This window comes from Mesorhizobium sp. INR15, from assembly GCF_015500075.1.
Taxonomy (GTDB): Bacteria; Pseudomonadota; Alphaproteobacteria; order Rhizobiales; family Rhizobiaceae; genus Mesorhizobium.
In genome coordinates this window covers 1,058,438-1,081,241 of sequence record NZ_CP045496.1, presented here as the reverse complement: position 1 = coordinate 1,081,241, position 22,804 = coordinate 1,058,438, and the positions used below count along the sequence as shown (strand labels likewise).

The following is a 22,804-nucleotide window of genomic DNA, read 5'->3' as shown; positions in this document are numbered from 1 at the left end:
CCCTCCATGTGGCGATCATGCCGAGACTTTCAAGATAACAGCATCATGTCCCGTTGCCTCGACGAATCTGATCAAGTCCGAAGCGGCAATCGAGGTTGTCGCCTCGTTGGTCAACGGATGGGCGTTGATGACGGCATGCTCCATCAGCGCCTGGTCGAGAACGATCTTGACCCGATGCCCGGTATCGTTGATCAGCCCGAAAACGGTGACCGCGCCGGGCGTGACGCCAAGCAGTTCCAAAAGCATCTCCGGCTTGCCGAACGAGACTTTCCCGGATGCGCCAATCAGGTGGTGGATCTGCTTGAGGTCGACAACCGCGTCCTCGCCGACGGTGACCAAGAAGAAACTGTCCTTCTTGTCCTTCAAGAACAGGTTTTTCGTGTGCCCGCCGGGGATTTCACCGCGCAGCGACTGCGAATCGGCAACCGTGAACAACGGCGGGTGGCGCCGCGTCGAGGCAATGATGCCAAGGTCGGCGAGAAAGGCAAAAAGCTCGGCTTCGGTCTTCGGCATCGGTTTTCTTCTTCGTCACGTTTCCTGCCATGCCGTTTACGGCCAATGATGCGGATGAGACAAGGCCATCCAGCGATCGGAACAGCGAATCCGCCCTCCTTGCCGCGCGCCCAGCCTTGCCGGCTTCATTTCCGGCCTTCGAAAAAGCCTGCGATTTCCCTGTTGCAATCGCCGCGCTCTTCAGCCATATAGGCCCGGCTTGCGGCCCGAAAGGCCGCTCGAGCGGGTGTAGCTCAGGGGTAGAGCACAACCTTGCCAAGGTTGGGGTCGAGCGTTCGAATCGCTTCACCCGCTCCAGTTTCCTCCAGGGGAAACAAGCATTTACGAAGAAAGGCCGGACTTTGATCCGGCCTTTTCGCTTTTCGGGGCAGCACCTGGGCAGCACTACCCCGGGATTGCAGGACCGGACAGCAGGGTTTCAAAAATCCATGCGATCAATAGCAATGCACCCGTGAGCATTCCCGTTGCCACCACGATCTCGAAAATCGCAAATCTCCGGACCCTAAACGCCAACGCAACACGGGAGGTGTTCCGCAAAATATCGTCGCGCTTCCCATTCTTGAGCGAAAGAAGCACCTGTATAAACCAGATTAGTAGGACCGTTGAGAGCAGTGCCAGGCCGATCCTCTCCTGTATAAACGTGAACAGTGATCGCACCCAAGACAGTTGCTGCGGAACAAGAACCTTGCTGTCTTTTATTAGCGCTGCATAGCCAAAAATTATCGAAATACCCGCGATGACCTTTAACCTCAACCTGTCTAACGCGTTTTTTGGGGAGCGGAATTCTTTTGCGGCAATCAACGGTATAGACGCGTTTATCGCCGCCAACGTCTCGTCCAGGCTAAAACTGAGCGCCTCTCGGTCTGCGGCGCTCATCACGTTGATGCGAAATGCTTTGAGGTAGGCAATTATACCGATCGCTCGCTGCTGCGCTTCAACAGTCTGCACTCTGCGCGCTGAAAGGGCTCTACGCATAAGGCCAAAATTTACCTGGCGCTTCAAAGTATCTAGATCATCGTAAACATCGATGATCGTGTCAGATGATGGTGAGTGAAAACGATGGGTGTGGAGTAGGTCCCTAAGGCAAAAATACGATTGCGCCGCGAACGCGTGTTCAAGCCGTTCTGCCCGAATCTCCGGCCTGTCATCTGGAGCCACCGAGAGGGTATCGATCGCAGTAACGCCGTTTCTCTTTATGTCGAAGCGAGCGCTATACCCCGCCTTGTCGAGATTTTCCTGGCTGAACTCATCGTGCAGCACTGTTTCATCATCCCAAGAAGCTGGCAACTCGTTCAAAACCGCGTCGAAACTCGCCCGAACTTCCCGCCAAACGTTGCGTTCAAAGGCATAGATCCGGCCATTGGCTGACTCCCGATCATCGGCAACTTTAAACAAACACAGAAAGACGAAATTGCCGTCCTTATTGAAAACCCAACTGTCGACCAGGCTCCTCAAAATTGGCCAGTCGGTCAGGAAGGGGATTGTGGTGTCCGATAGATTGCGGTGTTGGAAGCCAATAAAGTGACGTCCGCCTGTGCCGATGTTTGTCGAATGGTGGAACTGCCGGGGGTAAGCTGACGTCCCGCTTAAGGTGAACGACAACTTTCCCGCAACGTTCGGGATCCAGCCTAAATGTAGCCCCACCTGCCCCCCGGCTTAGTTTAGACTAAGGTTTCGAGAACCTCATCGGATACGCGCCCTTGCAGGACAATACGATTGGCCCGCCGGTCGCGGGCTACACCCGCAGCGATCGAGGCATCACGCCGATTGTTGGACTTATAGGTCTCGACTTCGCCCTTGATCACCCGCGATGGCGAGCGAGGCGAATGTGCTTCCGCGTCGCGAATGACGTCCGATCTGGCTGTCAAGTGAATAACAGCTGCTCGAAACAAAGTTGCGGACGCGAACAAGAGCGAACCAGCCGCCAGCACCGCAGCGCCGATCAGGATTCCTTGCATCGATCCCTCCTAGAATGTGATTCGTAACCGTAACACACGAGTCAAGACTTTTCTTTGTGAAAATTTGATCCGTGCATGCAACTAGATATTTGCGGCACAATGTCAACGGCTATGAGATGCGACGTCGCGTTTTAGACCAATAGTTGCGTTTGCCGACTTTGACGGCTGATTCGGAATCAGCACAGCGTTTCGCACGCCACACCGTCGCCGTCCCGATCGAGCTTCCCGCCCCACGAGCAGTTCTGAAGATACCATTGGGCCTCGTCGCATGAACTGATCTGCTTGCACGTTCGCCGCGGTTCGCACGAATAGCCGCTCTGCGCGACCAGCTTGCGGTTCACGATGCCGAGCGGCTGGCTCGACGGCGCTGTACCGTCCGCGTGCGCCGCGCGCCAATACCAAGGCGCTTGGAAAGCCCCGACCCACACTCCGACTTTCGCCGCCTCTGCCTTTGCTTGCTGCGCTGCGTAGGCGCCGTGGCTGTAGCGGGGCCAATCCAGCGCCTGGCCGTGCTCGACCATCCAGGCCGCAACGCTGGTGCCATCTGCGCGCTGGCAGTCGCCCACGAAGCGGCCGTAGCGGTCCCAATCGATGAATTTGCATTGGACGGGCCTCGAGGCCGCCAGGAACTTGTCCAACGCCTCGGCCGATCGCCGGCCGCAGGGATATTCAAACCCCTTGGCGTCGTCGCAGTATTGCCCGCTCTCTGGCGCATCTATGCCGTTGAAGCGGACGCGCTGCCCATGCACTTCGATCGTGTCGCCGTCGATGACGGAGGCGATGCCGACGATCGGCGCTGGAGATGGCCCGACCAAGTTTGACAGATTGAGATCGGGCCCCTTGCCGCCATGCTGCATGAAGAACTGCGCAATCAATGCTGCAATGGCTGCGACCGTGATGACGACGACGCGCTTCGGCGCGCTGGCCAAAAGGATTGCGCGCCGGCGCCTGGCCCCGGTGCGCTTTCGCCACTGATCAGATCGATTGTCGTGCCGTGATCTATCCATGGCGCCCCTCTACGCCGACCAGCCCGGCCATGCCGTGTCGATCATCGGCATCCCGGCGCAGTAGTAGTCGTCCACGAACCGGCCGGTGGCTTTATCTCGACAGCGCCAGATCACGTTGTATCCTTGGCCATAGAACTGGTCCCAGGCAACGCCGTAAACAGGGCGGGGTGCGTAATATCCTCCACCGCCATTGTTAGCGGCAACTGCAACCGCCGCGCCACCCACAGCAGCCACCGCTATGCCAGTCGCAACCGCATTGTCCGCCTGGACAAGGCGCATGCACTTCTCGGCCGTTGCACCGCGCTTTACTAGAAGCGCAGCCGCCCGAATTCGGTAATGTTCGTCAGTGCTCACGGCCAATTCGTGACACAGTGTCACCGTGCTCTTTGCCGTCAATTCGCTGTCGGAAACACTGTATGTAGAGTTGCAACCGCCTAATAGCGTCACAATCGCAAGAATTGATGTTTTGTTCATTTGTTGTCCCCCAGCAAATACTGGAGCAAAGTGACGGAGAGAGTCCAGCTGTTTGTTTCTCAACTCGCAAGCAAACCGAACCGCTGATCGTGCCGGTCCGACGCGAAATTCAGAATGCTCTTTACGATCTCCGCGCGGCCAGGTCGACGACGCGCGCTGAAGAGCGGGCCCCGAGGGCAGAACCGATGATTGATTGCCTTCCAATAGCGTCGAGCCTATTGTGCCCACGGCTAGACTTCAAACCCCTGGCCGCCCATTCTGATTTCAGCCCGCCGGCTCGCGCTGGCGGGTTTTTGTTTCCCATTTGTGGTTTCCCTACGCTTGGCCAGTGCTGGACGCGCTGATGAAGCGAGCCGGGGATAGCTTACTCACGGTTCAGAACAAACGTCATCCAGGCATGAAACGCGAGATTGGCGAGTTGCGCAGGAAGCAGGTGCAGACCCATCCGGGGTAATAGGTGGTAATAGGTGCCAATGAGGACGCCTAAAAGGTGGTATCCAGAGGGACGCCAGCAGCAAACCCGACTTGGCCTTCTGTCCGCTCAGAAACTGAACGTATAGCGTTGATCCATGCGGCGAAAGAACGCGTGGGCAGGCGATAAAAGCCCCGGCCCTTCCTACTATCGTCTGACATAATGATCTGCCTGGCCTTTAGGGCATTGAGGGCATTCGTCACGGTCGTTTTGGCAAGGGCAGACTCTTCAATTATCTGTCTCCGCGAGACCCATTGGTCACCATGCGCTGCCATGGTGTTGAGTACGTGGCGATAGTCGTTTGAAGCAATTCTGAGGTGGTACATTTCGTTAAAATATTTGTCCCCAAGCTGCGACAGCGCCCCATTTTCTGAAAAGGCTCCGCCGATTACATCTTCTGCCGTGATCAGGTTGTCCTTGTCGTACTGAAAGGCGGAGAACGCAAATTGCTGGATGAAATGTGGGTAACCTTCCGAGAGATCGGCCAGCAGATTTGTGGCTTCTAAGGTTATGCTCGTGGCCGCAGTGTTTTTTTCGTTTGCCACTTTCATCCCGCGATCGATTACCTCAATGCGCTCAGCCGGCAAAAGGGGGTCGAGCAACATCGTTGTAAACAAGCGAGGCGAAGATTCGTGGCTTTCCTTTAGTCGACCCAACAACGTCGGCAATCCGGCCAAGCCAAGCACGACGTTGTTGCACTCTTTGCGCGCCAGACGCTCCGTCATCAGTTTGCAAAATTCGCCAAGTTTCGCATCGGCTCCAGGACGGTCCGCTTCATCAATCAAGATCAATATGCCGTCGATCTCGCCCGAAAGTGTGCCGCATAGGCTTGCGACCTGGGAAACGAAGGCGTCGAGAGCCTCGTGAGGGTCGAACGAGTCCCCATCCTTGTGGTATCGGACCCCTAGTATTTCCCAATTTGTGGCCCAATCCCAAAACGCTCTCGCCCGCTCCTTGACGGCAGACTTAGCGCCGATGGTGTCTTTCAACTCGCGACCGATCGTCCGAATGATATCCATTTGATTCGAGGCTGCGCCTAGGTCCACAGATATCACCAAGAAATTCAACTTTTCGTTTGTGAATGTCTCTATTTCTCCATTGGCAACGAGCTTAGTAACGAAGAACAGGGAACTCTTGCCGATCCCTCTTTCTCCCTGAATCATGAAGTGTATTGGATTGCCGTGCTTGGCTTGAAACAAGCCATGTTCGATGGCTCTCATTTCGTCAAGCCTTCCCGTGAATATACCAGGAGAGATAATTCCATTTGGCTTAAACGGGTTAAATTTCATAGATTTGTGTCCCCAGCCGGCTCAAACCGGGCATCGTCGGTCGTGTAAAGCACTTGCGCGGCGAGGAAGACCTGCGGCCTGCTTCGTTGCAGGACTTTCGCGTGGAAAAACTTTAGCCCGCCTTCGCCCCTCGCTCTCGAACCGTACAGTGAGCGTTTTACATCGCTCGGAAGCGGCAGGAAATTTAGAACCTTGCTATTTCACAGCTGGCAACGGGCGGCGGGTTATTTGTTACGAAGGCGTACTGTAAGCTCTCCGCCATCTGAGGCTCAATGATATATTGATCAACTGGTTTGTTGGGGCGCATTTGGAAAGCGACTCCGCCTGACTTAAATGTTTTATCCAGGATACTAACCTCACATTTGGCTATAATGTCGATGCTTGTTCGGATGGGATTGGTTGCAACTATGAGCAAATCACCATTTTGCGCCGGGATTCCAACCGTCATGCAGATGGCGATTTGCACTTGTTCGTCCGCTAAAAATCCCCCCGGTAGGCAACGCCTTTCAGCTAAAGCGTGTGACGGTGCCGCAAATGTTGCCGCTATCAAAGCGGAAAACAATAGATTGTTCATTAAAACCCCACAGCATCCTTTGCCATTATTCTATCAGCGGGGTTTCAAGAGTCTAGATGGATCTGCTGTTAGAAAACCTCGGCCCCTAAGGCGACTATGAGACTCGTGACCTTTCAGATTTTCCTTGCGAGTTGCCGATTTCCGGCATCCACAGGCAATTTGCATAGCTCCACTTTTAGATTCATGTTATCCGGTTTGATCGTGATCGATCTCACGCGATCTGAAACCGATTCCAGGTGCAATGGATTAAGTGGGGCAGTGTAATGAATCGCGGTATCCAGTTGAGGCGGGTGTTCGTTTTGGTCCTAACTGTGGCGACTTTTTTCTCGTCGGTAATCACGGCATATTCTGATGAATTAGACGTCAAGAATCAATGTGACGAACGAGCACGCATTCAAGAACAGAAATGCGAGCGGAGCTGCAGTGTTGGTTATCAAGAACTTGCTAGGTCCTGCAAGGACCGCTGCGCTAATCGTGAAAACGCTACGTTGGATCACTGCCAAGCCGATTATGAGAAAGCTGTTCAAGCAGCCACGCGAAAGTATCAAGGTCGTACAATCAAATGCTTCGGCGGTTGCCAGTCAAATTAAAGCCGGTTTCGATACCGCTACTTCCTCAAAGCTAATGGGCATAAGGCAAATTAAACGCGGGCTTGATCGACCTATCGCATTTTGTCCAGCCGGGGGCATAATTGACTTCATTGCACCTTCGGGTTCTGGGACCAATGCGCGTAAGTCGTGTCGACATCGAGATACCGTCCTATCGAGCGCAGGTAGGCCACAATTTCGTTGCGCAGAAAACCCCGATCGCCGAATTCTTCGCCGATCAGCTGAAGCTCATCTGCCGCCGCCGACATTTCTTCAACGTCGCCGAGTACGTAGCCAAAATGGTCGATCGCACAGATGTCACATCCGGCATCGATCACACGCTTGACGAAAGCCGGGATCTCGCTCGACGTCATCTGTCGGGCGACGGAATGCATAGGGCGGCTCTCTTTGCGAAACTTGGCCACTGGCCGCTAATCCTTCGCCGGCTTCGCTGTGCATTGTGATCTGTGTGTCGGCGCCCCTTCTGGCTTCAGCAAATCGGCCAGAGCCATTGCCGCCTCACACAAAAGCCCTGCGATGTCTTCCGGCGTCATTCGTTCTAGGTTGTCCGCAGCGGTGATAAGCTCGTAGATAAGTTCGACGCCACGTTCGCCCGACAGAGCCATTTTCGGTCCCTCAAATTACTTGTTGCGGACGGGGCTTCTCTACCCCCTTCCGCATTAAATAAGTTCTGATGTTATTTTTCGGGAACAGTTTTTCAAGTTGCACTTGTTGGGCCACCCGTCGAGTGCGCGCATAAAAATGTTGGCAGATCGACGGCTAGGCGCTCGCGGGCCAAAGGCGTTGGAATTGGCGCGGCAACCAAGTGGAACCGAATCGGGGACTTGCAGCTTGTTAGCCTCAATGAGGGTTTCATGAGGCGTGCCTAATGTTCAGGGATAAAGAAACACGAATTTTAGAAGCGGCTCTGGTCGCCGCCGTGCCTCTCTCAATTCTGGTCGCGGTGGGGGTGGTCAGCCTTACGTTCGGTTGGTTCGGATGAGCACGCGAGGTACAAATTTCCTTGATCAGTGGATGCGAAACAACGTGCCGGAGACCGTTGGATCGGACGTGATCTCTGTCGCCGAGCTTACCCAGAAGCTGTTCGCCGATGCCAAGGCGGTAGGCATCAGCAGCACGGAGATCGAGGAAGACGTCGGCGGTAGCATCTACCAGACGATCTTTGACGCCATTGTCCACCACGACGCCGGAGTGACGGATTGAGCCGTCATGCACCCTACGGACAACATGGGTAAAAGCTGGACCCTACAATCTCTCATCGATGCCAAAATGGCAGTGACGGCGTTCTGCTACGTCGCCGCCTGCGGCCACAGCAAGACACTGGATCTCGTAAATCTTCGCGACCGCTTCGGCCCCGACACCCCGGCGATGGAATGGGATCTGCGGCCGAAGCTGAGGTGCGAAGTCTGCAAGACGAAGGATGTCGGCCTGATCTACTCGCCCGATTCGACTAAGACGTCGGGCATGGGGCAAAACCTTTACGCTAAAGCCAAGGGCGGCCGTTAAGATACGATCGCGCGGCCTATCGAGGTGAACGTTCGTTAAGAGTACCGCCGGCCGCCGCTGCCGTGCGCATCGCGGCGGCGCCTGCGATCCGGCCGCCAGTGTTGTTTCTGGCGTTTCGGATCAGGTCGACTGAATTCGGTGCGATGAACATGTCGGCCAGAGTGCCCAGACCGTCGCGCATAGCCTTCCGACGCACCGCGTCGCCCGCATTGGTGAACAACGATCGGCCGAGCGACGTCGCAACCGCGATCGCGCGTGCCGTCGGCGAGGCGTCCCCAAGGTCGGCGTTCGTTGCACGGTTGAACTCGGTGGCGCTGCCGACCGGCTTTCGCCGACCTGTCGCCTGGAGTACGTCCAAAAGCTCGGGCATCGACACCGACGCCTTATCGGCGGGGAGGGATCGCAGCACCGCGTCGAGCACTTCTTGGCGCGTCCCATTGCCCGCCACATCCTTGCGGAATTTGGCGCCGGCGTATTCGTGCGTGCCTTCCTGGCTGTCGGTCGACGCCTTGGTGTGACGATCGGCGAGATTCTGGCGCACCAGCGCGGCCGTCGTTGCGGGATCTTCGGCAGCAAGCCGTCGCGCAGCGTCGCCGGCCTCTCCAGCGGAGCCAGTGAGGGGGTTCTGCGGCAGAATTGCGTTGCCGGCGCCGGTGGTGTCCTTGGCCGCTGCCACTTGGCCGAGCGGGCTGGCGCGAACCGGTGCCATATCGGCATTGGCGCCGATGATCCGCTGAAGACGGGCAGCCATTGCCGGATACTGTGAAAGCATGTCCTGGTTGTCGCGCAACGCGGTCGACAGCATATCGCCGTTGACGCGGCCGCTTGCGTCTGTGGCCTTGTCGAGAATCTGCGTTGCCAGATGGTTTTCGAATGCAATGCGGGCGTCCGTCGGAGCCACGCTGTTGAACTCACGAGCCGCTGTCGGCCCACCCGCACTGATCGTGCCGGGCACCCTTTCAGGCGGGGTGACGAAATTCCGGTTGAACTGGTCGCGACGGATGACGTCGTTCATGGCCGGGTTCTCGAATGGCTGAACCGGCACGCTGGCAGCACGAAAGCCCTGGCGGGCTGCAGCATATTCGGGAACGCTTTCCAGCGCTCCGTCGAGATGCCCTTGCACATTGCGCAGTGCTTCGGCGGTCTGACCGTCGCCTTCCTGCACGGCCCTCGAGATCATCGAATTGATATTGCCTCGCAAATTGTCGAGGCCGGTCACACCGGTGTCGGCACCGTTCGGGCCCATGATGCCCCCACGCACTGTAGTCAGGGCGTCTGCGGTTGTTCCGCGGGCGTTTACCAGCGCCTGGTCGATGTAACGCAGCACCGGGCGCGGATCGACCTGGACGGCGTTCGCACCAGTGCGACTTTCCAAGGCGATCGGCTGCGGTGGTTGATCGACGCGCTGTGGCGTCATGGCCGCAGGTGCTCCCGCCGCCTCATCAGCCGCTGTCGGGCGGATGGAATAGACCGGCCGGTTTGCGGCCACTGTCTCCGGCTGAAGACCGCCGACATCGATGCCAGGCTGCGCGGCACGCGCCGCCGTGTAATCTTGATCGGCCAACGCATCACGCATGCCATCGCGGCGATCGAAGATGCGACGCAGCGCGCCTTGTATGTCTTCGCCAGCCTGCATGGCGGTCGTGCGCGGCCCTGTGCCGTGAACGGCATCAGCAAGTGCTTGGCCGGGCGGCGTGTTGCCGACAGCCCGCTCGGCGGCGGTCGCGACCGCAGGGCCGAGTGTGGACGGCTGCGGGTGCTGCGGCGCGATCTGATCCAACGTGTTGTTGACGGCGGCGTCAACTTGGCCGGGCCGCTGCGCAAAGAAGGCGCCAGTCCGAGCACGACCATCGACGGATCCTTCAACTATCCGCTGCACGTTCGTCAGGGCGCTGGCGCCGTCGGTTGCCTGGCCAATCGCTTCGGGCCCAGTGAGCTTTACGCCGGTCGTATTGGCCTGGAGCTCGCGGGCGCGCTGCCATTGCGCGTCAGTGACGTCGCCAGTGGCCCGCCGAACGATGTTTTCCGGTGCGTTGTGGACGCGAGCGCCGGCAGCGCCGGCATTGCCGAACAGCGCGCCGAGAAAGCGCGAAACGCCCTCGTAGGGTGTGCCCTCCGTCGCCTGGCCAGCCGTCTCGGAAATAATGGCTGGCGCAACCACGTTGCCGATCGCCTCTGAGCCATATTTACGAATCGCCCCGAGGCCAGTCTCAGCCAACCGAGCGCCTTTGCTGGGGAGGCCGCCGGGTGCGAGAAATTCGGCGAAGGTCCCGGCGTATTTGCCGAGACGCGTCTCGGGTGTGTGCAGTGTGCTGTCCATGGCGCCGCGAACAGCGTCTTGTGCAACATATGGCCCTTGGCGAACGTCGGCATTTTCATCACCCGAGACCGTGCGCAACGCATAGTTCGCGGCCCCGGTGAGAGGATTCAGGATAAAGTCTTTGACGCGGTCGTGGTCTGGCCCAGGAACGGCCGGATCCATCCCAAGCGCGGAACGAACCGGACCCTCAGCTTTGTCGAACAGATAGCTGCCGACGCCTTCGGCGGCCCGATTCAACGTGATAGGTGTCATCGCCGTTTCGACAATGCCACGCGGCACACCAGAGGCAACCGAAAGCCCAACATCAGCCGCCGTGGAATGCTGTTGCTGGTCTGGCAGATGCTCGTTCCCACGGATCAGGGTTTCGAGGTTGTTTCCGCCGGCCGGTGGAGCGCCCCGACGCGACGCGGTTTGCTGCTTCGCGACCCGCTGGATAACATCATCGGGCGTCGTGTCGGGAAACTCCAACACCGTGCCGTCGAATAGCTGCGCCTCTTTCGTCATAGCGGATTTCCATTTTCATCGAAGCGCATGCGGCTCGTTGACTGTTGGCCGCCTGTTGGTTGCGCTTGATTGCCGGGTGGTGACGAACTGGCTTTCGGACCACTGCCTGCGGCAATAACAGCGCGCCCGGTTGCGAGCACCTGCTCGGGCGTCATGCCGGCCTTCACGCCTTCCATGGCCAAGTTACGGGCGAACATTTTCTGTTGGATCGTGCCAGGCTTATCACCTGGTCGCGGCAGGAACACGTCGCCATACTGTGCTTCTTCGGCGGGCGGGATCGCCGCGCCACTGTCCAGGCGAAGCACCGACTGGAGGAACACACGCCCGGCATTGCTGGCCTTTTGATAGTTCTCCGTCAGCATGCCATTGCCCGTCTTGATCGTGCCGACGGTCGGCAGAGCGTCATAAGCTGCCTGCTGAAAATCGGTGAGTTCGGTACCGAGTTGATCGAGGATAGGCTGCATGCCCGCCATGCGCGTAACATAGGCATCCTGCTTTCCCTGGAACTCCGTCGTCTTGCCGCCGGCAGAACCGCCTAATTGAATGACGGTGCCATCCGGCAGCGTTGTGGTCATGCCCGCGCCCTTTGGCGCGTCGTAGGGTGCCGCGCCAGCGCGAACGGCCGCACCCGGCGACATATATCGCGGCTTCCCGTCGGGGCCGATCGCTTCGACGGGGGTTTTGTCCCCCGCGAAGCGGTCAACCACCATGTCGTCGCTAATCAGGCCTGCATCTCGCATTTTTTGAACGAGGCCGCCTTGGACTTCAGTTTCCGATAGAGCTTTGGCGCGACCCTGGGCCGCCGGCAGATCGTGGCTTACGCCAAAATTGCCAGCGATGTCGGCCGGCACGTCGGGGCGCACCTGCCCCTCGCTGAGAGGCTGATACAGCTTGCCGAGTTCCGACACGCGGTTCGTCTCCACGGCCCGTGTGTTGTCGGCCGAATTCGTCTGAAGTGCCCTGGCATTGTCGTCGGCGTTGTTGGCGCGCGACGTGGCTGCCGTAACGTCTTGGCCTCGGCGAGTGGTCTGGTCGCCGACATTGACGCTGTAATAACTCTGATTTGGCTGATACGCGCCGGCAGCAACGCCCATGCGATCGAACGTCTGTTGGTCAAAATTCGGGTTCTTCTGGTAGTCGTAAAAATCGGCCAGTCGCTGCGATTCAGCCTTTTTCGCGTTGGCTGCGGCCCAACCGGCAGCGTCGGCGCCGGACGGCGGCTCGAATAGGCCAGCGAGGTTCTGCGCCGCTTGGGCAAAAGCAGGATCGTGAAAATATGGGCTGGACTTGATTGGCACGGGTGCCTCCTAGCTTTCGTTCGTTTCGCCGCGAGGGCGTGCCCAAGCACTTCGAACCCTAAGGTCTCGCAACAGTGGGGAGCCGCGTGCTTTAAGGTTTCGCTTGTGGAATATCAGACGCAACTCGGCGGCGATCAGGCTTGAATAGTCGAGCCGATCGGCGCGGAAGGGGTCGGGTCCGGGGGTCAGCAGACCGGAGACAACGCCAAGGAAAAAATACAGCCGCTCCGATGGAATCTTGCCGTTGATGGATGCGTCGACAATGGGGCAGGCAGCAAACATCAGCCGTCGCGCATCGTCTGCCGTCTCGGGGGAAATCGCGGCGAGGTCCGCGCCGCCCACCGCCGCCATGAAAAGTTCTTGTAGGGCCAGCGCCGCCGCGTACTCGGGCGCAGTATGCTCTAAGCCGACCAGACGGAGACATGCGACGGCGTTGTCCAAGTGCTGGCGCGTAGCGTCCGTGGATTGTTCGGTATTCTCATGCGTCACCGGAAAGCTCCATCAAAGAACCATCAGCGCGAGCGCGCTTGATATGAGGTTCGTTTGAACGTGCCAAGCTGTGAAGCCCGACGGTGGAGCGACTGCCCGAGTTTCGCGGTTTTTCCGGCACTTCGATCATATGGGATTTGGTCCAAGAAAGCCAGCATCACGCGGCAATCGCGAACGTTGTGAGATTCCGCTTCTGCCTGGTGTCGGCTTCGCGCCCGCGCTTGAGTTTGCGGCTCTGCAAATACTCGTAGTCCGACATGTTCCGCATGTCGCGTTCGAACATCCTGATCCACATCTTCGCGTCATCGATTTTGTGGGGGTGTTGGCGAGCCCGTTCTTTGCCCGTGGCGGCCCACTCTGAAACGACGATGGCGGCCGCAGACATCGCGATCGCGATCTGGTGTCGACTGTACTGCTTGGGAAGTCGATCGGCCGCCGCTGCCGCCGCACCAAAAATATCGTTGATGATCTGATCGCGCCGCTTCCCGTCGAGTTGGAATGCCGGTCGGAAACTGCGGATCGACCTTAAAACGAGCGGCATTTCGAAACTGGGCGAGACATGGCCGAGTGTCATCTTCCAGAGATTGAACCGTATGTGGTCGATGGCGTCGTCGAAAGCGATTTCTTCGCGGCTCGGCGGATCGCCTTCTTCGTGCCCATCGTCGGCAAACGGGATGATGAATTCGTACGGCATGACGACCGGTGTCCTATTTCGCTGACAACGATCTTAGAGAAGGGCCGCGCGCGGAAAAATTGCCTATTTTGAAAGGGTTTCGGCGGGGGTTTGTGGAAGGCAAAAGTTTGAAACGGGGTCAAATTTGGACGGCGCGTCGCCGCAGTTCCAGCTTTGTCGTTTTGACTGATCCGGGGGGTGGTGGCTCGGGCTGCGCCGGGCGACAGATAGAGGGGCAAGGCGAGACGACCGTACAGATCGATCGTCTCTCCGGCCCTGTCTTGGGTTTGCCGTCACACCGCCCTTGCTGCGTTGTAACGATCACACAGGGCTTTCATTTCTTCAGCCAAGGCAATCGGAACCAGGCCATCAACGGCCACGCGGCCGCCTTCGCGGACGTAGTTCTTCATGATCGGATCGTCCCAACTGAGAATCTCGAATGACGCTTCATCGTTCAAAACAGGACGTCCAGTGGTCAGTGATATTACGTTCGACATGGTGCGTGCCTCGCTAAAGGTTTGATCCAGGGCTTAGCGAACCGCACAACGGCTCCGTACGGTTTTAGGCAAGAGAGCGCCTTGGACATGCCGTGCAGACCCTGGACCAAATATAGCAGGTAAAAGCTTTCGGAAAGCTTCGCACCGTGTGTTTAGAGGTCGCTAAACCTATCGCTATCTAGGCGCAATCATAAACATACGTCAAGGTTAATTTTGCCGTCACCAAGCAATGTAGATAATAGTGATTTTGTTGATCAACAATACATACTAACCAGTCATCATGGATGATCATTGACTTACTTTGGGCTAAATGATTTATCTTTGGCGTCAGTGCTATCTGGGGGTCGCTTTCCATGCTGTTAACGCAAAATGAGGTCGCCGAGCGGCTTCGCTGTTCCGTCGCAAAGGTCAAGCGTCTCAGGATGACAGGGCTTCTAGCCTACCTCCCTGGCCGACCTGTAATGATCGAGGAAGCTGATTTCGAGAAATATAAAGAGAATCTCAAGGTCAAAGCTTTGCCGCAGGTCGACAAAAAGAAAGAAATACGCGGCGGGACAAAACTGGAAAGTCCGTCGGCACTTGCGCGAAGGATCTGGCTAGGCCGCCAGAATTTTCAACTCGAAAAGGAAAGCCGACGCAGAAAGGCAAATAGGAACCCTTGAACATGCGATTTGGAAAGTTTTCACGTCCGGAAATGCACAAGCCCGGCGCCGCCCAATGGGTGTCACTTCATCGATTTGAGACCCCTGACGCCTCTGTAGAAATGTCGCTCATGCAGGTCGTCCTCTACCCGGAGCAGCTTCCGCGTTGGGCTATGTGGGCGAGGGAGTTCCGAGAACGCCATGCTGCTACACCAGGGATCGAAGCGGCTCTGGCGTGGAGCGATGAACTCATCGCATCGTCCGGGCGACGAGCTAGATCAAAGCTCCTGGTGTTCAATGTGCAAATGCCGTTTGCATTAACTGTAGAGGCGATGAAGGCCTATCGCCGCGAATGGGGCCTCGTCTGCGAAATGTAAGCGGTAGGTGGCCAGAAAGTACACTTTCTGGCCACCACCTCATTGACTGTACTCTTTACGTCCATTAACTATGTGGACACGTTAGTCTCAGACAATAGGGTACAGCAATGGACGGCAAGATGATCGGCTACGCACGGGTTAGCTCGACGGGACAGGACTTCGACACGCAGGTGGAGAAGCTGAAGGCAGCCGGCGTCACCAAGGTGTTTAACGAGAAGCTGTCGGGCCTGGACCGGGAGCGGCCTGAGCTAGCGAAATGCCTGGACTATGCCCGCGAGGGCGACACGCTGGTGGTAACGAAGCTAGACCGGTTGGCGAGATCAGCCTCACATCTTCACCAGATCGTGGAAGGGCTCACGGCTAAGGGCGTCGGGTTTCGGGTACTGGACGACGCGTCGCTGGACACGACTACGCGCACCGGTAAGCTTGTGTTTGGCATCCTCGCCAGCATCGCGGAATTTGAGACTGCTCTCCGGAGAGAACGACAGATGGAAGGGATCGCCAAGGCCAAGGCCGAAGGCAAGAGCGGCGGGCGGCCCGCCATGGTGACACCGGAGATTAAAGCCCAGATCGTGAAACTGAGCAGCGAAGGGCGGAGCATTCGTAAGGTCGCCGCTGAAGTCGGGTTCAGCAAAGCGACCGTGCAGAAAGTTCTTGCGACAGCAGAACGCCCCGCACGGGTTTGATCACTCAAAGGCTCCTTTGCCGGCAACAGGCTTAGTGAGCGCGCGACGCTTTCTCAGCGCCTCGTCAGTGGCTTTCTGAAGTTCATGGCCATCCATTTCAGCCGGGTCTTTTTGGACGCTGGCGTTGCGATCGGCACGATCGAGCAACCCGCCGATTTGGAGCAGGGTTCTCTGAGCACTTGCGCGCGCCTGGGCCGACGCCGTGAGATCCTTGCACACGATCAGCGCGGATTCGAACGCGGCTTCGATGCCTTCGACACGAGCTCGTCTGATAATCGCGGCGCGGCGCCGCTGTTCGTCGTCGTCGAACTCGTCGTCAAAACCGCTCATGCGAAAGCCCCTGTCAGTTTCTGTTGTTCGGATATGACGTGGTCGCGTTCGGCCTTCAGCGCGGCGATCTGACGCTCAAGAGCGACCGTTTCAGCATCGGCCGGCGGCCGTGGCGCCGACAATATCGCGCGGACGCTGGCGGCCGCCTTGCGTTGCTCGCGTGCCTGCTGCCGCAGTGCCGCTGCACCGGGCTGTCGCGCGCGATGCCACGCCTCGTGGCGTTCGCGCTGCTCGTCCGACATCTTCGCTACGCGCGCCGCGCGCTTCGTCTTGGCGCGATCGAGATCCGCAATTTTTCGGTGAAGCTTTTTCGCGACGTCAGGCGCGTCGGCATTCGGCCATCGCGGTTGATGCCATTTGTCCTTCTTCGGGGTGCGGCCCCCGTGCCAGGCGCAGCGGCCGTTAGCCAGGGCGACTTGCCGGCAGACGCCGCCGTCATGTTTTCGCTTGGCGCCGCACTTCGGCAGGATAGGTCGCTTTGCGTTCCAGTCTCGCAAGGCGGCAACGGCGACCAGCCGCTGCGCCGCTGATCCGCGCCAGCCCGTCGACTGTTTGGAGCGCCTTGGGTTCTTCACAGCCGATTTCCCGAAAGGTGTCTTTGAGGTATTCCGACAACCGTCCGTCTACCGTGTGGGGGTCGGGCTTGTCGGTCCGACAACCCCCTACGTAGTAGCGACAAGCACCGACAAGCAAACAAGCATTGAAATCGTTGGGTTTTTCGGCGCCTTGTTTCTTGTTTCCAGAAAACAAGCGGCGACAAGCTGGCGACATACAGGGTAAGTACCTGATTTTGCTGATTTTTTTGCTTGTCGCCGACAAGCTGAAGATAAGGACCGACAAGCATCTTCATCACGCACCAGTCTCTACGGGGTCACGCCGGACAAACCACGGGGCCGTATCGCCATCCTTCTTTTTGAACACGCGAAGTCGGACATCTTGTCCCCCGCGCTGAATTACGCGTCCGGATCCCGTGATGATTGCGGTCACGTAACCCGTGACGGCCGGCCGCTGTTTGGCCTTGATCACGCCCTCCCGCCGAAGATGTTCGCCGACCGTCGCCCAAATGCCGGACAGATTGCATTCGTCGAAATCGGCCATCACCGAGTCCACTATCCGGGCGACATTCAGCGCCTCGTCGTCGGAAACGTCGCGTGCTGTGCCAACACGACTCCTCACATCGACCAGTTCCAACACCGGGGCAAAGTCACCTTCGGCCTTCAGGCGTTCGGCTGGGTCGTCTTGAAAGAGCGCCGCCGCTACACCGCTGGGAATACCCGCTCCATTGTTCACCGGCACGCTCAACCGACGAAACACGGTCGGCTCTGTCGGCTTCCGGTTGTGTGAGACTTTGGCGTAGTCGAGCCGGATCAGTTGATCGGCAGGGGACACGCCCCAGGCCTTCTCGTCGTCCTCGCCAGTGACGTTGGTCAGGGTGAAGGCGCTTCGCACCTTCCCGACGGCTGCAAAGGCGCCACGGCCGGCGCCCATGTCGCCGCGGTGATCGCGGCTTGCCTTACTCGTGTGGTGCAGTATCTCAACGCAGCAGCCGTGCTTGGCGGCTATGTTGGCGATCTCCTGGAGAAGGGCGTTGAGGTCGTCGTTGCTGTTTTCGGCGCCACCCGACATCAAGCTTACCTGCGGGTCGAGGACAACAAGAAGCGGCTTATGCTCGACAATTCTCGCCTCCAACAGATCCGCACCTGGCGCGCGGCACAGCGGCTTGTGGTCATGCGGCTTGTGCATGATCGTCAGCGTTTCGCCATCAACTCCAGACCACAGGATAATGGGGTGCTTCATGTCCTCGGGCTTCAGCCGCAGATATTGCTGGCAGGCTGCCAGCCGGCGTTCCATCTCGCTTAGGCGATCTTCGGCGTTGTAGACCAGAACGGGGCCGGCCTTGTGCAGCAACTCGTGGCTTTCGCCATTGGCGCCGCGAAGCACATCACGTTTCCCCGTTGCAACGATCACCGCGTCTCGGATGGCGAAGGTCGATTTACTGATGCCTGGTTCGCCCACACATTGAGTGACGTCGCCGACCGGCAGCCGTGGCTCGATCAAGAAAGTACGGACCGGCAGGATTTTGGGATCAACCAGCCCGGCCACGACGCTGACCCCGCCTCGAGGCGGATGCTCAAAGTAGAGCGCTGCGAAGTCTGGCACCAATCGATAGTCCGCGCCGCCATGTGCCTGGGTGGCGATGTGAGGGTAGGAGCCATCGGTATATATGATCGCCTTGTTTCGGCCCCCGCCGTACTCGGGCTCGATCGGGTCGGCGCACGTCTTGCGATGGAACTGTTCCGGGTCTGCCAGAATCTCGGCAACCGTTACCCGTCGACCATCGTCCAGATGTAACCGGAAGCTCCCCATGAGTTCCGACCGCTCAACGGCGGCTGAAACGATGCGCTCTGCCACATCTGGCGATTCGCCCGCTGCTACGTACCGATTGATCTCAGCGCTACGGTACTTTGCGGCAATCGCCGCCGCATCGGCCGCGCAGGCCCGTCTGATTTCTTCGACGCGGCGAACAAATTCCGCCTCTTCGTTGGGCGAGAGAGCGGCCAGCCGCCGGGTGTCGAGGAACCCGCCGTTCGGGTTGATAATGCGGGGCTCACGGGCGCCTGGGGCATACGCAAGGCGGACATCGTCGAGCAGCGCACTGGCCTCATACCAGAGCCGCTCCGGCCCTTTTGTTGCGATCTTGTCAATGAGCGTGCGGACCGACACCGCGCCACTCTTGGAAATGAAGGGAAAGCCGAATCCGGCCAGTACAAGCTTGGCGAATAACCTATCAGCAAATGATGCGATGTCGGCGCCGTCGGCGACAAACTGATATCGATGCTGCCCGCTATTTGCGCCCGTCGTCGCCCCGGTCATCGTGTTGACAACGCCAGTCGACGATGACGGTCGGAGAACCGTGCACGCGGTTCCGAATTCGGCGAAGACACCGGTAAGAACGCCAGTCAACTCGCCAGGTGCCGCAGCTACACGCGCCCGGATATCCGCAGGCCAATCTTTCACGTCAAAATCGAGACCGAGCACGGCCGGGCCACGCGGGTGAACAAAGAAGGCTTTGCTTCGCGCAATGGCGTCGGGTTCGGCGTCCAGCATCGCGCCGGTAACAATCTGCGCGCTTTCATTGCCCGCAGGCGGCGGAACGAGAACCAGCGCTTCGCAGCTAGTCAACGCTGTCAAATGTTTCGCAAAGACCGTAGCAATCGACGCCGCGTCACCGGCAATTGTGACCCGACGTGCGAGACCGGTTGCCATGCCTGGGCTACGCGTGCTGATCGGCCTGCCGGTCGTGGGGTCGACGCTGAACGTCTTTGCCAATGCGCCACTGCTCTCCATGATGGAGAACGCCACTTCCTTTCTATCGATCGACACGACTGGGGGGGAAACCTCCTGGATTGTGGCGACCTGTTGCACCGGCGGCCGGGCTCGCCCGATGATGTCGCCGAAGGTCGACGGTTGCACGGTTGGGGGTTTTTGGGCTACATTCACGTCGCTGATACCTTCCCGGCCCGTGAGCTCCTGCAAGAGCCACGGGCCATTGCTTTTCAGGTGTTGTCGATTGCCAGGTAGAGCCGCGTCGGCCGCGTCGGAGGTGCCGACAGCAAGACGCCATCGACGAGTTCGGCCAGACTTCGCACTGTCACGACGAGAGGGCCGCCGGGTGTTACCCGGCAGCCGTGAAGCCGTCCTTCACCTAACCGGTTACGCACCCAGTCTGGCGATCGGGCGACTATCTCGGCTGCTTCGGGGATCGACACAAAGGCGCGGTCGCGCCACGGCACGTATTCGATTTGTTTGGTCTGCATGTTGGTCGCCTTCCGTTGATGGGGCGATCACTTTGCCGTCGACATTTGCGCCGAAAAAGCGGCATGCCGACCGGTCCTTTTGGCGCGTGACGCGGCGGCGCGCTCTTGGCTCATCTTTTCCGCCAGAGCTTCCAGATCTTTGGTGATATCGATGATGATGCGTGCAGCCGACAACAGCGCAACGTCTCGCGTCAATCCAACGCCGGCATACGCCCTGGGCATCAGGCGACGAAAGAGCTTGTCGCCTTTCTCGACGCGGTCCTTCGTGGCGGGAAGACCGAGCCATTCCGCTGCTGCGGCCGCACCATTCTTGACGTGTCGAAACCGGTTTCTCGCGGCCGCATAGATTGTCGCATCGAAAAGATCCGTCGGCGGCCGACCGCGATGAGGACGTTCGAATGATCTGCGCCACTGTCTGAGCCGAGGCTCGACATCGACTTGCCGAGCGTACTGGATGAGAAGTTCCACAGACATTGTGTCGCCGTCGAGCTTGCAGCCCACGCCCTGCAGGATCTGGATCGTGATATCGCGCACGTGGGCCGGGCCAAATAGCTCGACGATGTCTTCAGGCCCTCGCGGGAGGTCGGTGAGGGCGCGCTGCATCAGGGTGCGGGCGCCATTCTTGGCCATCATTGGGCTGCCCCAAGCCAGGCGCGCGCGTCGGCCACGCGGTAACGCGGCCGACCCTCGATAACCGTGACGTTAGGGCCGCGCCGGAGCCGTGCCCATTTTTTGAAGGCTTGCTCTGTGAAGCCTGACAGTGCCGACATCTGCTTTCGGGTGAGTAGGGCATCCGCCGGCAGCGCGGCGAGATTGGGGGTATTTTGCGGAAGCGATAGCATGGGGGCCGTCCGTTGATCGTCTGTTGATTGATCAACCGTAGCCGAGAGGAACCCCCGGTAGCAGGGACATAAACCGTCGCGAATTATGTCCCCTCCGGCGGCCGGTCCATGTAAAGCGTCTGAAGGGTGGCGATCGAGCCCCACCGTTTGAATTGGCGCTTGAACCGCCTACGGGCATTGCCTTCGGCAGATGCTTTTTCGTTCTCACCCCCGTTTATCGCGACCCACTCGCGGATTGCCTGATTAAGGCTGGCGCCGTGTAGGAGACGATATTCGATCACAAAGCGAAATAGGCGCCAGTTCAAATCGTCGTCCGGCTCGCGCCCGGGGCCTTTTTGTGAACCGGGAAGGCCCAGCACATCACGGCATATCTTTGCCAGCACGTCTGACCCCGAGAGCCGCTCCAATAGTTCGGCGGGCTCAACGTCGTATCGGGCAGCAAGCGCGACCAACATGTCGAACCCATCGCTCGGCGCTGGAGCTTTCAATATCCCTTTCCCAACGATGTCGCCCAACTTCGCGGTCATCCAAAGGCTCCGATCTGTGCCGCCTTCACCACACGGTCGACGTGATCCGACCAAGCCTCAAACGCAAAACGGACCCGCTCCGCGCCGTTGTCCCTGTCGTAGATTTCGATCAGGTTCTCCCGAGCATGGCCCAATGACAATTCGGCGGTCTCCGTGTCGATTCCAAGCTGGCTTAGACCGGTGCGGAATGTCCGGCGAAGATCGTGAAAAGTGAAGTCGACACCGCTAACCTTCACAAGGGCTGCCGTCATTTTATTCCAACCGCTCATCGGCCCACCGGTGCGCGCCGAGGGGAACATCAGATCGGAACGCGCATCGACCGGGCACATTGCGAACAAGGCGGCCAACAGGTCCGATACGCCTATGGTGTGCCCGCGCCCTTGCTTGACGAAAGTCGCCGGCAGATTGATGACGGCCTTCTTTGGGTCCGTCCGGTCCACCATCTTCCGCTCGAGCCCTGCGCCCTCGCCGCGGCGACAGCCCGTAAGGATGAGGAAGCGAACGAATCGGCCAAAAACTGTGTCGGGCTTCGCGGCGTTCCATACCCGAACGATCTCATCGTCTGAAAGAGCTCGCCCGTGCCGTTTCTTTGTCAGGCGGTCCGACCGGGTGGCGCGTTGCCGGCGGTAGCCGTAGAGCGGATTGCTGTCGATCACCTTCGCCTTTACCTGGCAGAAGGCCAGAAACGCGCGGCAGCGCGAGCGGAATTCATCCGCAGCACCCTGCATCCCGGCTCGCTCCAAGGCCTCAATGATGGTGGCAAAATCGGTGCCCTTAAGCTGGGCAATGTCCTTTTCGGCATGTTTTTTCAGTCGTCTCCGCAGGACGCTCAGGACCATCTTCCAGGCGACGTAGTTGCGCCGCTTCAGGTCGGCCTCGTAGCGATCGAGCAGCTTCGACACTCGCGCCTTGTCGCGACGCTTTTCCTCCGCCCGATCTTTCGCGGGATCGCCCCCTGCAGCCACCTTGCCCAACGCTGCGAACGCAAGCTTCCGCGCGTCTGCCACGGTCCGGATAGTTTCTGGAGTGCCGAGCCTGATGCGCTTGGTGTTGACGGCCCGGCCAAGTCCACCCGGTCGATATGCAACGATGTAGGTACGGGCGCCGCCACGGAGCCGCAGGCCGAAGCCGGTCACCTCGGTGTCCCAAATCACAGCTTCCGATCTGCCAGGTGGCAGCGTGGCGCGGGCGACGACAGCATCGGTAAGCTTGGTTTTGGACAGCACGGCAATTCCCGGGGCAGCACAGGGGCAGCACCGATTGCGTGAACCGGTGTATCCCACTATAACCCATAGGTATCTCTTAAGCTATTGCTTTCCGCAGCAATTCCGGCGTTGCATAAACCCCGGGGCACCCGAGGAACTGTTGGACCACACACTTGCCAAGGTTGGGGTCGAGCGT

26 protein-coding genes and 1 tRNA gene are annotated in these 22,804 nt (G+C 58.7%); 6 read left to right on the top strand and 21 right to left on the bottom strand.

The annotated features are described in order from the left end of the window. Positions 1–15: 15 nt before the first annotated feature. Entirely contained in the window at positions 16–513 is a 498-nt protein-coding gene (locus GA829_RS05115) for a prolyl-tRNA synthetase associated domain-containing protein (RefSeq protein ID WP_195177472.1), read from the bottom strand. A gap of 222 nt (positions 514–735) precedes the next feature. Here GA829_RS05115 and GA829_RS05110 point away from each other — a divergent pair. Next, a tRNA-Gly gene (locus tag GA829_RS05110) sits at positions 736–810 on the top strand. Between the two features lie 87 nt (positions 811–897). On the opposite strand, the gene GA829_RS05105 is transcribed toward GA829_RS05110, so the two are convergent. From GA829_RS05105 to GA829_RS05070, 8 genes are all read right to left on the bottom strand, one after another. After that, complete coding sequence (locus tag GA829_RS05105) at positions 898–2,115, bottom strand: hypothetical protein (RefSeq protein WP_195177471.1); 1,218 nt, start codon at positions 2,113–2,115, stop codon at positions 898–900. A 59-nt stretch (positions 2,116–2,174) separates the two neighbouring features. Beyond that, positions 2,175–2,471, bottom strand: a complete 297-nt coding sequence (locus tag GA829_RS05100) for a hypothetical protein (protein WP_195177470.1) — start codon at positions 2,469–2,471, stop codon at positions 2,175–2,177. Between the two features lie 176 nt (positions 2,472–2,647). Further along, entirely contained in the window at positions 2,648–3,478 is an 831-nt protein-coding gene (locus GA829_RS05095) for a thermonuclease family protein (protein WP_195177469.1), read from the bottom strand. A 9-nt stretch (positions 3,479–3,487) separates the two neighbouring features. Beyond that, complete coding sequence (locus GA829_RS05090) at positions 3,488–3,952, bottom strand: hypothetical protein (protein ID WP_195177468.1); 465 nt, start codon at positions 3,950–3,952, stop codon at positions 3,488–3,490. Positions 3,953–4,435: 483 nt separating this feature from the next. Further along, on the bottom strand, positions 4,436–5,713 hold the full coding sequence (locus GA829_RS05085; RefSeq protein ID WP_195177467.1) for a P-loop NTPase family protein: 1,278 nt from the start codon (positions 5,711–5,713) through the stop codon (positions 4,436–4,438). A gap of 184 nt (positions 5,714–5,897) precedes the next feature. Continuing rightward, a complete protein-coding gene (locus GA829_RS05080; protein ID WP_195177466.1) occupies positions 5,898–6,287 on the bottom strand; it encodes a hypothetical protein in 390 nt (129 codons plus the stop codon). Positions 6,288–6,984: 697 nt separating this feature from the next. Continuing rightward, positions 6,985–7,299, bottom strand: coding sequence for a hypothetical protein (locus GA829_RS05075; RefSeq protein WP_308462327.1), 315 nt, complete (start codon positions 7,297–7,299; stop codon positions 6,985–6,987). A gap of 6 nt (positions 7,300–7,305) precedes the next feature. After that, complete coding sequence (locus tag GA829_RS05070; RefSeq protein ID WP_195177465.1) at positions 7,306–7,500, bottom strand: hypothetical protein; 195 nt, start codon at positions 7,498–7,500, stop codon at positions 7,306–7,308. Positions 7,501–7,921: 421 nt separating this feature from the next. On the opposite strand from GA829_RS05070, the gene GA829_RS05065 reads away from it, so the two are divergent. Together GA829_RS05065 and GA829_RS05060 are read left to right on the top strand one after the other, a co-directional pair. After that, on the top strand, positions 7,922–8,098 hold the full coding sequence (locus GA829_RS05065; RefSeq protein ID WP_374940385.1) for a DUF768 domain-containing protein: 177 nt from the start codon (positions 7,922–7,924) through the stop codon (positions 8,096–8,098). 6 nt (positions 8,099–8,104) lie between these two features. Next, entirely contained in the window at positions 8,105–8,401 is a 297-nt protein-coding gene (locus GA829_RS05060; RefSeq protein ID WP_258052152.1) for a hypothetical protein, read from the top strand. A gap of 16 nt (positions 8,402–8,417) precedes the next feature. Here the strand turns inward: GA829_RS05060 and GA829_RS05055 are convergent, their stop codons facing one another. The 5 genes from GA829_RS05055 to GA829_RS05035 all read right to left on the bottom strand — a co-directional run bounded on the left by GA829_RS05055 (position 8,418) and on the right by GA829_RS05035 (position 14,143). Further along, on the bottom strand, positions 8,418–11,225 hold the full coding sequence (locus GA829_RS05055) for a hypothetical protein (protein WP_195177463.1): 2,808 nt from the start codon (positions 11,223–11,225) through the stop codon (positions 8,418–8,420). Continuing rightward, positions 11,222–12,523: a hypothetical protein gene (locus GA829_RS05050; RefSeq protein ID WP_195177462.1), complete on the bottom strand. Its 1,302-nt coding sequence runs from the start codon at positions 12,521–12,523 to the stop codon at positions 11,222–11,224. The genes GA829_RS05055 and GA829_RS05050 overlap by 4 nt, the downstream gene beginning before the upstream one ends. Positions 12,524–12,532: 9 nt before the next feature. After that, a complete protein-coding gene (locus tag GA829_RS05045; RefSeq protein WP_195177461.1) occupies positions 12,533–13,012 on the bottom strand; it encodes a hypothetical protein in 480 nt (159 codons plus the stop codon). 157 nt (positions 13,013–13,169) lie between these two features. Further along, complete coding sequence (locus GA829_RS05040) at positions 13,170–13,706, bottom strand: hypothetical protein (RefSeq protein ID WP_195177460.1); 537 nt, start codon at positions 13,704–13,706, stop codon at positions 13,170–13,172. Positions 13,707–13,978: 272 nt separating this feature from the next. Beyond that, complete coding sequence (locus tag GA829_RS05035) at positions 13,979–14,143, bottom strand: hypothetical protein (protein WP_195177459.1); 165 nt, start codon at positions 14,141–14,143, stop codon at positions 13,979–13,981. Positions 14,144–14,535: 392 nt separating this feature from the next. Between GA829_RS05035 and GA829_RS05030 the strand changes: the two genes are divergently transcribed. From GA829_RS05030 to GA829_RS05020, 3 genes are all read left to right on the top strand, one after another. Further along, complete coding sequence (locus GA829_RS05030; protein WP_195177458.1) at positions 14,536–14,844, top strand: helix-turn-helix domain-containing protein; 309 nt, start codon at positions 14,536–14,538, stop codon at positions 14,842–14,844. 2 nt (positions 14,845–14,846) lie between these two features. Then, positions 14,847–15,200 (top strand): hypothetical protein, encoded by a 354-nt coding sequence (locus GA829_RS05025; RefSeq protein ID WP_195177457.1) that lies wholly within the window; start codon positions 14,847–14,849, stop codon positions 15,198–15,200. A 107-nt stretch (positions 15,201–15,307) separates the two neighbouring features. Next, a complete protein-coding gene (locus GA829_RS05020; protein WP_195177456.1) occupies positions 15,308–15,886 on the top strand; it encodes a recombinase family protein in 579 nt (192 codons plus the stop codon). Here the strand turns inward: GA829_RS05020 and GA829_RS05015 are convergent, their stop codons facing one another. The 7 genes from GA829_RS05015 to GA829_RS04985 all read right to left on the bottom strand — a co-directional run bounded on the left by GA829_RS05015 (position 15,887) and on the right by GA829_RS04985 (position 22,629). After that, entirely contained in the window at positions 15,887–16,216 is a 330-nt protein-coding gene (locus GA829_RS05015) for a hypothetical protein (protein ID WP_195177455.1), read from the bottom strand. After that, positions 16,213–16,791, bottom strand: coding sequence for a hypothetical protein (locus tag GA829_RS05010; protein WP_195177454.1), 579 nt, complete (start codon positions 16,789–16,791; stop codon positions 16,213–16,215). Before GA829_RS05010 ends, GA829_RS05015 begins: the two co-directional genes overlap by 4 nt. A gap of 274 nt (positions 16,792–17,065) precedes the next feature. Beyond that, positions 17,066–19,600, bottom strand: coding sequence for an AAA family ATPase (locus GA829_RS05005; RefSeq protein WP_195177453.1), 2,535 nt, complete (start codon positions 19,598–19,600; stop codon positions 17,066–17,068). 173 nt (positions 19,601–19,773) lie between these two features. Next, positions 19,774–20,034, bottom strand: coding sequence for a hypothetical protein (locus GA829_RS05000; protein WP_195177452.1), 261 nt, complete (start codon positions 20,032–20,034; stop codon positions 19,774–19,776). Between the two features lie 27 nt (positions 20,035–20,061). Continuing rightward, the gene (locus GA829_RS04995) at positions 20,062–20,667 is read right to left on the bottom strand and encodes a hypothetical protein (RefSeq protein WP_195177451.1); all 606 of its coding nucleotides are present in this window, start codon (positions 20,665–20,667) and stop codon (positions 20,062–20,064) included. Positions 20,668–20,959: 292 nt separating this feature from the next. Beyond that, complete coding sequence (locus GA829_RS04990; protein ID WP_195177450.1) at positions 20,960–21,403, bottom strand: hypothetical protein; 444 nt, start codon at positions 21,401–21,403, stop codon at positions 20,960–20,962. Then, a complete protein-coding gene (locus GA829_RS04985; protein WP_195177449.1) occupies positions 21,400–22,629 on the bottom strand; it encodes a tyrosine-type recombinase/integrase in 1,230 nt (409 codons plus the stop codon). Before GA829_RS04985 ends, GA829_RS04990 begins: the two co-directional genes overlap by 4 nt. Positions 22,630–22,804 lie beyond the last annotated feature (175 nt).